The 12608-nt window shown below is 40.1% G+C and carries 13 protein-coding genes and 1 tRNA gene; 2 read left to right on the forward strand and 12 right to left on the reverse strand.

Annotated elements, in window-relative coordinates:
* Positions 1 to 7: 7 nt before the first annotated feature.
* Entirely contained in the window at positions 8 to 484 is a 477-nt protein-coding gene (locus ACM44_RS07635) for a DUF1573 domain-containing protein (protein WP_048499438.1), read from the reverse strand.
* Positions 485 to 570: 86 nt separating this feature from the next.
* On the reverse strand, positions 571 to 1476 hold the full coding sequence (gene nusB / locus ACM44_RS07640; RefSeq protein WP_048499439.1) for a transcription antitermination factor NusB: 906 nt from the start codon (positions 1474 to 1476) through the stop codon (positions 571 to 573).
* A gap of 376 nt (positions 1477 to 1852) precedes the next feature.
* On the opposite strand from nusB, the gene ACM44_RS07645 reads away from it, so the two are divergent.
* Positions 1853 to 3514, forward strand: a complete 1662-nt coding sequence (locus ACM44_RS07645; RefSeq protein WP_048499440.1) for an ABC transporter ATP-binding protein — start codon at positions 1853 to 1855, stop codon at positions 3512 to 3514.
* A 113-nt stretch (positions 3515 to 3627) separates the two neighbouring features.
* Entirely contained in the window at positions 3628 to 3966 is a 339-nt protein-coding gene (locus tag ACM44_RS07650; protein ID WP_048499441.1) for a DUF3276 family protein, read from the forward strand.
* Between the two features lie 89 nt (positions 3967 to 4055).
* Here ACM44_RS07650 and ACM44_RS07655 read toward each other — a convergent pair.
* The 10 genes from ACM44_RS07655 to porG form a co-directional block, all read right to left on the reverse strand.
* A tRNA-His gene (locus ACM44_RS07655) sits at positions 4056 to 4131 on the reverse strand.
* Positions 4132 to 4165: 34 nt separating this feature from the next.
* Positions 4166 to 4885 carry a bacillithiol biosynthesis deacetylase BshB1 gene (gene bshB1 / locus ACM44_RS07660; RefSeq protein ID WP_048499442.1) on the reverse strand — a complete coding sequence of 240 codons (720 nt, stop codon included), beginning with the start codon at positions 4883 to 4885 and terminating at the stop codon, positions 4166 to 4168.
* A 39-nt stretch (positions 4886 to 4924) separates the two neighbouring features.
* Positions 4925 to 5602 carry a hypothetical protein gene (locus ACM44_RS07665; protein WP_048499503.1) on the reverse strand — a complete coding sequence of 226 codons (678 nt, stop codon included), beginning with the start codon at positions 5600 to 5602 and terminating at the stop codon, positions 4925 to 4927.
* Positions 5599 to 6486, reverse strand: coding sequence for a dTDP-4-dehydrorhamnose reductase (gene rfbD, locus ACM44_RS07670; protein WP_241477156.1), 888 nt, complete (start codon positions 6484 to 6486; stop codon positions 5599 to 5601). The genes ACM44_RS07665 and rfbD overlap by 4 nt, the downstream gene beginning before the upstream one ends.
* A gap of 2 nt (positions 6487 to 6488) precedes the next feature.
* Positions 6489 to 6971: an acyl-CoA thioesterase gene (locus ACM44_RS07675; RefSeq protein ID WP_048499443.1), complete on the reverse strand. Its 483-nt coding sequence runs from the start codon at positions 6969 to 6971 to the stop codon at positions 6489 to 6491.
* Between the two features lie 60 nt (positions 6972 to 7031).
* Positions 7032 to 7529 (reverse strand): OmpH family outer membrane protein, encoded by a 498-nt coding sequence (locus ACM44_RS07680; RefSeq protein ID WP_048499444.1) that lies wholly within the window; start codon positions 7527 to 7529, stop codon positions 7032 to 7034.
* Positions 7530 to 7567: 38 nt separating this feature from the next.
* Positions 7568 to 8227: an OmpH family outer membrane protein gene (locus ACM44_RS07685; protein WP_083993672.1), complete on the reverse strand. Its 660-nt coding sequence runs from the start codon at positions 8225 to 8227 to the stop codon at positions 7568 to 7570.
* Between the two features lie 11 nt (positions 8228 to 8238).
* A complete protein-coding gene (locus ACM44_RS07690) occupies positions 8239 to 10773 on the reverse strand; it encodes a BamA/OMP85 family outer membrane protein (RefSeq protein ID WP_048499445.1) in 2535 nt (844 codons plus the stop codon).
* 34 nt (positions 10774 to 10807) lie between these two features.
* The gene (gene uppS / locus ACM44_RS07695; RefSeq protein ID WP_048499446.1) at positions 10808 to 11551 is read right to left on the reverse strand and encodes a polyprenyl diphosphate synthase; all 744 of its coding nucleotides are present in this window, start codon (positions 11549 to 11551) and stop codon (positions 10808 to 10810) included.
* A 1-nt stretch (position 11552) separates the two neighbouring features.
* The gene (gene porG, locus ACM44_RS07700) at positions 11553 to 12470 is read right to left on the reverse strand and encodes a type IX secretion system protein PorG (protein ID WP_241477157.1); all 918 of its coding nucleotides are present in this window, start codon (positions 12468 to 12470) and stop codon (positions 11553 to 11555) included.
* Between the last annotated feature and the right edge of the window lie 138 nt (positions 12471 to 12608).

Genomic DNA, 12608 nt, shown 5'->3' on the forward strand with positions numbered 1-12608 from the left:
ATTTGGTTTATTTAGGCTGCACATCTGCCGAAAAAGTAATTACGATCGGTGCTTTTTCCACGTTGGCATAAACTTCTGCCTGTTTACTGACTAAGCCATCAAAATTAGAGGAGTCGAATTTCAGGGTAATTGATCCTTTTTGTCCAGGAAGGATCGGCTCATGCGTATAATCTGGTACAGTGCATCCACATCCCGGCTTTACCTGTGAGATGATCAGCGGATTCTTTCCGGTATTGGTCACTTCGTAAACGTGCTGCACATGCTCTCCTTTTTTCACTTTTCCGAATTCGAAATTGGATTCTGACAAAGCCAGCGTGGTGAGCGGATTAGATTGTGCCTCTTTCACCATTTCCTCTTGTGTGGCTGCAGCAGGAGCTTCCACCAGATTGGTGTCTTCTATGAGTTGATCGGCTTTTTGGTCTTTTTTGCAGCCTGTTAAAGTCAGTGCTGCGATGAGCGGTAATACTTTAATTAAATTTTTCATTATTATTTTTTGTAATGTTTTCAAAATATGGATGGCCTGTAAAACAGCAAACAAGTCTATTTACTGTCCTTCTTTTAGTCCATTCCTTAATTTCTGTTGACTTCTTTGGTGTATTTGTCTAAAATTCCATTGATAAAAATATTGGAGCGGTCGGTTGAGAAGACTTTGGAAATCTCGATATATTCGTTGATAATTACTCTTCCAGGAGTTAGTGGGAAAAAATCGATTTCAGTAATCGCGGCGATCAAAATGATTTTATCCATCAGAGAAATCCGGTCCATATCCCAGTTCTCGAGTTTGGTTTCCAGTTTCTTTTCGCTTTCTTCCCAATGGTTTAAAGTTTGTCTCAGAAGGTTGGATGCAAATTCGCGGTCTTCGTCATCTTTAATCATCTTGATCAAAGTGTGGCTGGGTTCATCTTCGCGGAAATAGCCGATCGTCTTCTGGATCATGGAGTTTGAAATATGGAAATCATCTGCCCAACTCATTTCCTTTTCTTCCAGGTGGTCATGGAAATCTTCGTTTTCTGCGATGTATCTCAAAAACAGTTTCCCGATGAATTTTTGATCTTCTGCGAATGAGTAACCTTCTTCCTTCATAAAATCCTGGTAGCGTTTTCCGGAAGTCATTCGCTGGAAAGTCTTCACCAATAAATCATCGTAGATATCCCATTTCAATTCCTGATGCTTGGAAGTGAAATCGAGACGTTCATCATTTTCCTCAATTTTTTTCAGAATCTGATTGTTGATGAACTTTTGGTTGGGATTGATTTCGTTTTCAGTTTTCAGGTATTTGTTTTTCCCGATTTCAATCTGTCTTTCTGCCAAATCTTTCAATGCAACCAAAAAATTCAGCTGATAAATGTAGAGGTGATAAATTTTCTCGATTTCCGAGAACATATTTTTCTCTAAAACATCATATTTAAGGGGGTTTTGCTGGTAAGAATATAGCGATTCTACAACTTTTTCGCGGATTTGTCTTCTTCCTAACATTTCAAAGAGCTTTTTATGGCTGCAAAGATAAGAAAACTTGGGATATGGGAAGCGGAAGATGGAAGAAAGATTTGGAGCTCTTCAGTGTTGAAAGAGCGGCACATTACGTAATATCGAATATTAAATATAAAATCACAAACCCTATAATCATTAAAAATCCGTGGAGATGCACGGACAGATTAGGTAACGCAGGAAAACGGTAAACATGTTAACCACTGAAGAAAAATTTGAAACAGGACCGTTGAGCCAGATTTTTCGAAATAAATGCACTTAAAGAAATCTTCAATTAAACTTCTAAAAGAAATTCCTGTTCGCCATAAGCAAAATACATTTCTTATTTTTGCATCGCAATACTGATGATTGCCGAAAGCAAATTATGAATGCGCTAAAAACCCTAAATCCCTTTTTCTGGAAACACCGAATTCTTTTGTTCTGGGGATTCCTGTTTATTGTTGCGAGTAATTTCTTCAACATCTACAAAGTTCAGTTCGTGGGGAAATCGGTCGATGCAATCTCGCAAACCAATAAAATCGGATTCAACAAGCAGGTTTTGATTTATGTTGCCATCATCGTGGGATCGTCTTTACTCACTGGTTTTTTCACCTTCATGATGAGGCAAACCATCATTGTGGCATCTAGAAAGATTGAATACGAACTCAAAAATAAAATCTACAACCATTACCAGGAACTTTCGCTGACGGATTTCAAAAAAACCACGATCGGCGATCTGATGAACCGTTTGAGTGAAGATGTGGTGGCGGTGAGAATGTATCTCGGTCCAGGAGTGATGTATGTGGTGAATTTGCTGGTTTTGCTTATTATCACCAGTATTTACATGCTCCACACGAATGTCTCCATGACATTGTGGTCCCTTCTTCCATTGCCGATTTTGTCTTTTGTGATCTATAAGGTGAGTTCCATCATCAACCGGAAATCCAAGATTATGCAGAAAAGCCAGTCCGCGGTTTCGACTTTTGTGCAGGATAGTTTTTCCGGAATTCGGGTGATTAAGTTTTTTGCGAAAGAGAAATACATTGAAAATAATTACGGAATCAAGGTCAAAGATTATCAGGATAAGGCACTGGATTTGGCAAAGACAGAAGCTTACTTTTTTACCATCATTCTTTTCGTAATCGGTTTGCTGAATGTGGTCATTCTACTGATTGGTGGTCAAAGATATATGGCGAATGAACTTTCTGTGGGTAAAATCGCCGACTTTTTCCTTTACATCAATATTTTGATATGGCCTTTCTCCATGGTCGGTTGGGTGACTTCAGTGAATCAAAGAGCAGATGCTTCCATGGCGAGAATTAATGAATTTTTGGACATGAAATCCGAAATCATTAACACCAATCATGAAATTTATCCGATCCGAGGTGACATCGAATTTAGAAATGTCTCCTATACTTATCCCAATACCGGAATCAAAGCTTTAGAAAATTTAAGCTTTAAAATCGAGGCCGGAACTTCTTTAGCCATCATGGGGAAAACCGGAAGTGGAAAATCCACGATCGCACTTTTGCTGGCGAGATTGATTGATCCAACTGAAGGTGAAATCCTGATCGACGGAAAAAACCTGAAAGACCACAATCTGGAAAACTACCGGAAATTCATCGGTTACATTCCACAGGAAAGTTTCCTTTTTTCGGATACGATTGAGAACAATATCGGCTTCGCCATAGATAAACCTAATCTGAAACTGGTGGAAGAATACGCCAAAAAAGCTGATGTGGACAAAAATATCGTGGAATTCAAAGACCAATACAAAACCATGGTCGGTGAAAGAGGCGTAATGCTTTCCGGAGGACAAAAACAAAGAATCGCAATTGCGAGAGCTTTAATTAAGGAGCCGAGAATTCTGATTTTTGACGATTCACTATCTGCTTTGGATACGGAAACCGAAGAAAATATCCTTCAAAATATTGAAAACGAACTCCAAAGCACTACTTCCATCATCATCACTCACCGTGAATCAACCGCAAACAAGGCTGATAAAATCCTGAATCTCACCAAAATAGAGAATACCGCATCGGCTTAGTCTTTAAAATTCGCATTGATTTTTAAATTTTCTTAACAAAAAGTTAAAAATTATTTTGCAATTAAAAGAAATCTTATATATTTGTTTCACAAGATTTCAAAATATATCGAAAAATGAGTGATTACAAGGAACGCCACGAAAACGAAATTTTCACAAAGGTGTTGAAAGCAGGCAGAAGAACGTATTTCTTTGATGTGCGCGAAACCAAAGCGGGAGATTACTACCTGACCATAACCGAAAGTAAGAAGAATTTCAGCGAGAATGGGGAGGCCACTTTCGAAAAACACAAAATCTATCTCTACAAAGAAGATTTCAAGAGTTTTGAAGAAATGTTCAAAGAATCCACAGATTTCATCATCAGCCAAAAAGGGGAAGATGTGATTTCTGAAAAGCATGACAAGGACTACAAATCACGTTCATTCACCATTGAATCGGACGACGAAATTCAATAAAATGAAAAACATCCCGAAACGGATGTTTTTTTGTGGAGACCACACACCAAAAAAAAAAAACGCACTGAATTTCAGCGCGTTTTTAATTTGGGTGAATGATGGGTCTCGAACCCACGACCTTCGGAACCACAATCCGACGCTCTAACCAACTGAGCTACAATCACCGTTTTGGTTTGCAAATATACTAATTTTGCGAAGACTACAAAATTATTCCCTCGAAATTTTTTAGCGCCAAAAGTTTCTCGGTAGTGAATCCTTCAGCAAATCCCACCCCAGAAAGCCGCCCTAAATCTTGTGCCCTGTAAGTCAGACTTTCCAGGAAATCCTTAGTCGCTATCGGAGTCATCGGTTCTTTAGATTTAGGATCATAGAATTGGGTTTTGTAGGCAAGACAAACTTCGATTTTCTTATCCATGAAATCTGAAATATCCACCACAAAATCGGGCTCTATATGCTTCCATTGGATGTAGTGGAAAACCTGTTTTGGACGCCACGGCTTTTGATTTTCTCCTTCCGAAACGGTCTCTATCTTTACCAAACCTGAAAGGAAACAGGCATCAGAAACCAGTTTGGCAGCTTTTGCGTGGTCCGGGTGTCGGTCGTCAATCGCGTTTGCGAAAATAATCGCAGGTTGATATTTCCGGATCATCTTCACAATCTGCATTTGGTGTTCCTCGTTGTTCAAGAGGAATCCATCTTTCATCTTAAGGTTTTCTCTGGCGGAAATTCCCAGGATTTTTGACGCTTGCGCAGACTCTTCGGCCCTGGTAAAATTGGTTCCCCGCGTTCCCAGTTCTCCCTGCGTTAAATCCACGATTGCCACTGTTTTTCCTTCAGAAATAAGTTTTGCCAAGGTTCCGCCGCAGCCTAATTCCACATCGTCTGGATGGGCACCGATCGCTAAAATATCTACTTTCATAATTCTTTATATAAAAAATTCAAATTCACTTAATAACCATTATTCCGAAAAGTCATAAATCGTGGTCAAAAACTGGCCAAAAGATTGTTCTAGTTTGATGATATCGCCCGATTTCAAATTGATTCCCGCTGTTCCGTACGGATTATTATTCACTGAAAATGCCGACAACTGAAAATACTGAACCGGCTGGTTTTGCTGGGCAGAAACTTTGATGGTGGATCCCAAAAATTTTCGGGTAGAAATAGTGGTAATTCCTGCCGATTCCAGGTCCAATTTTCGGAAAGTTCTGGGTTCCAAATCCACCTTCTTCCCATCAATGGAAATCGTTTGTTTTTTTACCGCCGAAGCAATCAGGTAAATGACGTTGTCTTCTTTGGGAAGATTGCCCTGTGCAACGTAATACAGGTTTAATCTGTAATGCACCGGATCAAACTTTTGATTCATTTCATCCACAGATTCGAACGGTTTCCATGAAAATGCGTTCGCACCTATTTCTTTCGCCTTTTTATAGACTTTGCCGAAAACTTCGGCATCGTTTCCAGAGAAACCCTGAACTTCAAGTTCACCGAGATATTCGGCAGAGATGATTTCAGGATCAATTTTGTAGAAAAACCGGTCTGAATTGGAGTGGGTTTTTTCAACTTTGTTTAAAATGACATTTTGCGCAAAACCCCAAACTGCGCTCATCATGAAAAACAAGAACGTGAACTTTTTCATGAATTGTTTTTTGTTAAGATTTCGATACATTCTTCCAGGGAATTTTCCCAGTGTTTTGGTTCAATTCCGTAATATTTTTCAATTTTATCCAAAGACATCGTGCTTCGATTTGGCCTTTTTGCGGCGGTTGGAAACTGAGCGGTGGTGATGGCTTTCAGCTTAATTTTGGAACCTGAAAATTCAGCAATTTTGGAGGCAAATCCAAACCAGGATGTTTCGGGTTCATTCGAAAAATGGAAAATCCCAAAAGTCTTCCTTTCAGTTTCGATCATTTTCATTACGGCTTCTGCCAAATCATTGGCATTGGTTGGTTGACCAAATTGGTCAGAAACAATTCCCAGCTCGTCCTTTGTTGAAAACAGATGCAGCATGGTTTTCACAAAATTCTTGTTGAATTCCGAATAGAGCCATGAAGTTCTGACGATGATCGTTTTTGGATGAATGTCCAGCGCAAGTTCTTCGCCCTTCAATTTGGAGGCTCCATAAACCCCTTGCGGATTGGTGAAATCGTCTTCCGAGTAGGAGATATTGGTTTCGCCATCAAACACATAATCGGTCGAAATATGGATCAATATGCAATTGTTTTCTTCACACGCTTCGGCTAAATTGGCTACTCCGTCCGCATTTACCGCAAATGCTTTTTCCGCTTCGGATTCGGCTAAATCCACCGCGGTGTATGCGGATGCATTGATGCAGAAATCCGGTTGATAATCATAAAAAAAATCGGAAACATTTGCAGAATCGGTGATATCTAAATTCTGTGAATCGGTAAAATTGAATTCGTAGCGGTCTTCAAATTCGGGCGCGATTTTACGAAAACAGTTGGCCAACTGACCGTTTCCTCCAATGACCAGAATCTTTTTTAATTTTAGGTTTTTCATCATTGTTAAAGGGCTTTATTCTGTTTTCTTAAAGTGGCCACCCTGCTTTGAAAATCCTTTTCCTGCAAATCGACCAGGAATTTTCTGAATAACTCCTGAGTGGCTTCCGGCTGGACTGCGGATTTCCGGGTTTTCAAGTCAAAATAAATTACGGTGAGCCACAAAATACAGTGGATGGTTTTTCCGTCTTCACTTTTCATTAAGATTTCCACTTTTGAAAGGCGATCACTGATTGCAATGGTTTTGCTTGAAATGACCACTTTTGCATTGTAGTGCACTTCCTTCAGATAGGCGATTTCATTTTGAATGGTGATCCATGTGCAACCAGTTTTCCGGGTATATTCTTCGTAAGTGAAGCCATAACCGTCTTCCACATGGTCTTCTCTTGCGTTGAGCATGTATTCCAAATATTTCACGTTGTTGAGGTGACCGATGGGATCACAATCACTGAAGCGCACTTTTACTAATGATGAGAGTTCTTTTTCCATTTTACAAAATTAAAAAAACCATCCCGGATTCAGGATGGTTTCTGCGACTGAAATATTTTCTTAAAGTCCCAATTCTTTTTTCACCAGCGGAGTGGCATCTGGACCACCTTTGTAGATCAATGCGCTGGAATCGATGATGAAGTCGTAACCGTTTGCTTTGGCCACTTTATTCACCGCATTGTTTAGTTTTTCGATGATGGGTTTCACCGCAGTATCTCTTCTTTGAGCCAGATCTTGCTGAGCGGTTTGCTGAAGCTGTTGCAAATTTTGGCTTTTTTTCTGCAACTCTCCTTCTTTAGCGGTTCTTTGTGCCTCTGTCATTTTTGGCCCATCAACCTGCTGATATTGCTGCACTTCCTTTTGGAATGCTTCTGCCTGCTTCTGAAGCTCATCGCCTTTAGTTTTGCTGAAAGTATCTAAATCGGCAGTCATTTTTTTAGTTTCCGGCATTACAGCAAGGACAGCTTCATAATCCATAGACGCTATCTTTTGAGCTTTTGCAACTCCTACAGCCAAAAACATCGTTACTGCTGCAAATAATACACTTAATTTTTTCATAATTGAGGTTAAATAAATTTGATTGTTTTTCTTAATTCTTATTTTTTAGTTTCTTCTGCTCTTTTTATTTCTTCAGCAGTTTTGACCGTTTCTGCATTTCTAGCTGCTGCAGCGCTTCTGCTGGGTGTTCCGGGATTTCTCACGGGACTTCCCTGTTTTGGTGCTGTTTCTGGTTTTTTAATGTTTGAATTTTTGAGCAACAAATCTAACACTTTATCAGTATAGTCGTACTTTTTATCAAGAAAAATCACACTGATATTGTTGCTTTTATCAAGAACTATGCCTAAAGAATTTTTCTCGGAAACGGTTTTGATCGCATTCCAAATCTGGTCCTGAAATGGTTTGGTCATTGTGGATCTGGCGTTATTGATTTCGCCCAGTGCGCCAAATCTGTTGTTGATCATCGCCTTGATTTTTTTGTCCAGGTCATCAACTTCTTTTTGCCTTTGTTTCAACTGATCTCCTACCAAGAGGACCTTTTCATTTTCCAGCGCCGCCTTCTTGTTATCATACTCGGTTTGCAGGGTTTGGATTTCTGTTTGCCAACTTGTAATTTGGGCATCAAGCCTTGATTGCGCCTCTTTGTATTGAGGGAGTTTGCTCAAAATATAGTCGGTATCTACCACTCCTATTTTTTGCGCAAAAACGGAGGTAGAAAAAACCAAAAGCAAAATAGCAAGAATTCTAGTGGGTTTCATTTTAAATATTATTAAAGTGATTGGTTCATTAAGAAGTGAGTTTTCCAGCCGGAAGGTTCTGAGCTATTGATTGTTTTATCAAATCCATACGCAAAATCAAATCCGATCAATCCAAAAGCACCCATATAAACTCTAACTCCAAATCCCGCCGATCTTCTCAATTGGAAAGGGTTATAGGTCCCGAAGGAATTCCAGGCATTACCTCCTTCCAGAAAGGTGAGTCCAAAGATTTTCGCGGTTTGGTTCAAAGAGATTGGATACCTCAACTCCAGCGCAAATCTGTTATAAATTGTTGCTCCACCCATAGGCGTCACATCTCCTGTTTGTCCTCCACTGGATGTCGCGTTTTCATAACCACGCAACGGAACCAGTTCTCTACCATCATATCTCCCACCAATCAATCCGGTACCACCCACATAAAATCTTTCAAATGGCGGTGGTCCCAATTCCCGGTTATATCCATCCAGGAATCCCATTTCTCCTGAGGTACGGAGAACAAGTTTTCCGATTACCGTGTTGTAAATATCGCCTTTTAATTTGACTTTATAAAATTCTAACCATTTGTATTTTTCCATGGCCGACATGTTGGAATAATCTTTCTTTGAAAATAAAGAATAAGGCGGCGTGAATTTCACCGATGCTTCAATATTTGAACCCATGGTCGGGAATATGGGATCAAGTCCGGCTGAGTTTCTGCTCAAACCGACATTAAAACTGAAGTTTTTCGCTGATCCATCATATTCTGTGGCGTTCCCAAACTGGAATGGATAATTATTGAAATCGTAACTCTGGTACTGAATCCCGGTGTACAGTGAAAAATAGTCATCCGGCCACTTCAGCAACCTGTTTAAACCGACACTTGCGGAGAAAATATTTAGTTTTTGTGCAGCGCCATACTGGTCGGTATATCTCACAAGCGATTGGTTCAATCCAACAGAAAGTGCTGTAGGACGGGTCCCGAAAAGCCATGGTTCCGTGAATGAAATTCCATAATTCTGGAAAAACTGCCCTGCCTGTGCCTGGATCGATAGTGTTTGACCATCTCCTTGAGGAACCGGTCTGAAGTCTTTAAATTTAAGGAAATTTTTCAGTGAGAAGTTGTTGAAGGTCAATCCGAGTGTCCCAATGAAGGAACCTCCACCGTATCCAGCCTGAAGCTGAACCTGCGATGAGCCTTTCTCCACTAAAGTCCAGTGAATATCCACGGTGTTGTCGATCGCATTTGGACTCACCTGTTGGCCAATCTGTTGCGGATCAAAAAACTGCATACCGGCTAAATCAAAATAAGTTCTTTTGATATCGCTTTTCGCGAAAAGGCTTCCCGGTTTTGTTCTTAAGGAACGAAGAATCACGTGGTCATGAGTGGTGGTATTTCCACTCCAGGTCACCCGATTCCAAGTGGCTTTTTCTCCCTCATTAATTCTTATTTCCAAGTTGATGGAATCTCCTTTCACCGATTTTTCCACCGGAGTCACATTGGAGAAAAGATATCCGTTGTTCATATAGATGGACTTGATATCGGAGTCGTCTTCTTTTCCACCGTCTTCACCTACTTTCTTGTTGAAACCTACCGCATCATAGATATCGCCAGTTTTATAGCCTAAAACCTTTTGAAGATAATCGGTTGAAAACGCGGTGTTTCCGGTAAAATTGATATCACCGATATAGTATTTCTTTCCTTCGTGCAGTTTGATATTGATTTCGTAGTTATTCTGTGGATTTCTCCATACCGAATCCGAAACAATTTTCGCATCCCTAAAACCGAGAGACTGGTAATAGTTAACCAAGTTGATCTTATCCTGATCGTATTTATCCTGAATGAATTTAGACGGTTTCAAGATTCCCTTGATTCCGAATCTTTTCTGCTTGGTGTCTTTTAGCCCATTTTTTCTCAGTTTTCTCGCCGAGATATTTTCGTTTCCTTCAAAGGTGATGTGGCTGATTTTTACCCGCTTACCTTTTTCAACATTGATTGTCCAGTCCACCAAATTGGGATCATTTGCATTCACCTTGTCCTGGATGGTAATTTTTGCGTCGGCAAAACCTTTTTTCACATAATCCTTTGGAATATTTGTTTTCAGGGTAGAAATGAGGTTCTGTGTGATTTTGGTTCCTGGTTTCAGATTATTGTCTTTGGCAAGTTTCTCGTTTTTGGATTTTCCGATTCCTTTGCCGGTAAATTTCACTTCACCTAAATCTTTCAGATCCTGAAGGTTGAACTTCAGAACGACTTGGTCACCTTCAATGCTTTCTACATAGACCTCCACCTCAGAAAACGACTGGGTTTCCCAAAGTTTCTTAATCGCATTGCTGATTTTCTGCCCTGGAATTTCAACGCTTTCGTTTTTGCTCAATCCGGTAAATCTCAGGATTTGAGCTGGGGTATATTTCTTTACACCATCTACAACTATGTCCTTCAAAATATAGGTTCCTTCCTCTTTCTGCGCATGCACAGCAGTTTCCTGCTGATTTTTTTCCGGCGTAATCTGTGCATAGAAATGTGCCGAAGCAACAAGCATGATGATGGGTAAGATTTTAAACTTCATTTTATTCTATCTATCTTTATTCTTATTTAATTTTTTAGCGAAGCTGTTCACTGGTTTTGCCAAACCTTCTTTCTTTGTGTTGATAATCGTAAATACACCGGAAGAAATCTTCTTTTCCAAAATCTGGCCAATAAATATCCAGAAATTGCAATTCGGCATAGGCGATTTGCCATAAGAGAAAATTGCTGATCCTCACCTCGCCGCTGGTTCTGATGAGTAAATCCACGGGTGGGATTCCTTTTGTATAGAGGTGGTTTTCAAAAACTTCGTCCGTGATGTCTTCCACGTTCAAGTCACCAGATTTCACCTCTGTACTGATTTTTTTCACCGCATTCAGGATTTCTTCCTGCGAACCGTAACTCAATGCCAAAACCAGGTTTCCCCGCTTATTATTCTTGGTGACCTCTATGAGGTGCAGCATCTGGTCACGAACCAGGTGCGGCAATTTATCCATATTTCCTATAACGTGGATTCGCAAACCTTTGGTGAAAATTTCCTCTTCTTCTGAAAGCATGGTTTCCGAAATCAGCGTCATGAGGGTGGAGACTTCATCTGCGGGTCTCTTCCAGTTTTCTGATGAAAAGGTGTAAAGGGTAAGGTAGGGGATATAGATCTCATTGCAGGCGTTTACTGCATTCCGCACCGCCTGAATCGCATGTTTGTGACCGTAAGTTCTTTCTTCGCCCCGACATTTCGCCCACCTTCCGTTCCCATCCATAATGATGGCAACATGCTTGGGAAGTTGTTCCGGATTGATTTTCTCTTTAATCGACTGCATTTTACTGGCTACAATAACACGGTGGTCTTCCGAATGAGTAGGATAAACCAACAGAAAAGGTATTCACCCAGTCTTTGGAGTTGGTATTACCGATTTGTCTGTCTCTGATGATCTCGCCTGCCCGCTTTGCAGCAATTGGCGCGTAAGGTCCTGTTTGCAAAAGGGAACTTTTCCCGTCTGGCGCGAGGTGATCCTTATTATAGGTGATTTTGACATCTTCATTATCAACCACACTATAATCAATAGTATCTGAAAATGTTGGCCTGAACATGAATTCCCCGAAAATAGCCCAATTGTAATTGAATTTATATTTCAGACCGACTCCAAATGGAATGGCCATGGTGATTTTTTTCACCGTGGTATAAACTCCTTTCGTCTGAAAATCAGTCGGTGATTTGGGTACCAAAGCATTCCCATCCGCATCACGATTAAAATCGTTTAAGATCGCGAGTTGTGGCGCATTTGCCATGATTCCTCCTACTCCACCAAATATATATGGACTTAGCAGGTCTTTCTGCTCGTCATTGACCGGAAAGAAATTATATTCGAAAATCGCGTCGAGTTCCAAAATGGAGTTGGTCCCCCACAGCTGTCTGTTTCTTCGGTAAGGTTCCTTCGCATATTCATCCACAAACTGCACATTGCTGTACCCGAAATTCAACCTCACCGTTTGATAGGGATTGAAGTTCATGCGGTACATCACCGAGGCGTAAAATGGAATCCCATAATCTGAAATATTACTTAGGATTGGTTGCTGCAAAATATAATTGGTTCTCCCTATGTCGCCCACCAGATTGCTCATTCCCAGCTGCACTCCGATTTCATGTCGTTGTCCTTTTGCGGAAAACGATAAGATCAAAGCGATGAAAAGGAAAAGATTAATTTTTTTATGCATCAAAGATCGGGAAAGACTTTTCATAAATAATTTTGCAAATATAAAACATTTTTACTTTAAGGAAATTCTTAAATTTTAGTTAAATAGACTCAAAAATACATAATTTCCTAGGTACAAAACGATAAAAATATTTTTTTATGATTTTTTAATGAAAAGTGAGTC

The sequence above is a fragment of the Chryseobacterium koreense CCUG 49689 genome (assembly GCF_001045435.1).
In the GTDB taxonomy this organism is placed as follows: Bacteria; Bacteroidota; Bacteroidia; order Flavobacteriales; family Weeksellaceae; genus Kaistella; species Kaistella koreensis.

Bases quoted from the DNA above. Each gene is read 5' to 3' on its own strand.
- ACM44_RS07685 (WP_083993672.1), bottom strand. From the start codon at position 8,227: ATGAAACCCACTAGAATTCTTGCTATTTTGCTTTTGGTTTTTTCTACC.
- bshB1 (WP_048499442.1), bottom strand. From the start codon at position 4,885: ATGAAAGTAGATATTTTAGCGATCGGTGCCCATCCAGACGATGTGGAA.
- ACM44_RS07650 (WP_048499441.1), top strand. From the start codon at position 3,628: ATGAGTGATTACAAGGAACGCCACGAAAACGAAATTTTCACAAAGGTG.
- porG (WP_241477157.1), bottom strand. From the start codon at position 12,470: ATGAAAAGTCTTTCCCGATCTTTGATGCATAAAAAAATTAATCTTTTC.
- ACM44_RS07690 (WP_048499445.1), bottom strand. From the start codon at position 10,773: ATGAAGTTTAAAATCTTACCCATCATCATGCTTGTTGCTTCGGCACAT.
- ACM44_RS07665 (WP_048499503.1), bottom strand. From the start codon at position 5,602: ATGAAAAAGTTCACGTTCTTGTTTTTCATGATGAGCGCAGTTTGGGGT.
- ACM44_RS07645 (WP_048499440.1), top strand. From the start codon at position 1,853: ATGAATGCGCTAAAAACCCTAAATCCCTTTTTCTGGAAACACCGAATT.
- nusB (WP_048499439.1), bottom strand. From the start codon at position 1,476: ATGTTAGGAAGAAGACAAATCCGCGAAAAAGTTGTAGAATCGCTATAT.
- ACM44_RS07675 (WP_048499443.1), bottom strand. From the start codon at position 6,971: ATGGAAAAAGAACTCTCATCATTAGTAAAAGTGCGCTTCAGTGATTGT.
- uppS (WP_048499446.1), bottom strand. From the start codon at position 11,551: ATGCAGTCGATTAAAGAGAAAATCAATCCGGAACAACTTCCCAAGCAT.
- ACM44_RS07680 (WP_048499444.1), bottom strand. From the start codon at position 7,529: ATGAAAAAATTAAGTGTATTATTTGCAGCAGTAACGATGTTTTTGGCT.
- rfbD (WP_241477156.1), bottom strand. From the start codon at position 6,486: ATGATGAAAAACCTAAAATTAAAAAAGATTCTGGTCATTGGAGGAAAC.
- ACM44_RS07635 (WP_048499438.1), bottom strand. From the start codon at position 484: ATGAAAAATTTAATTAAAGTATTACCGCTCATCGCAGCACTGACTTTA.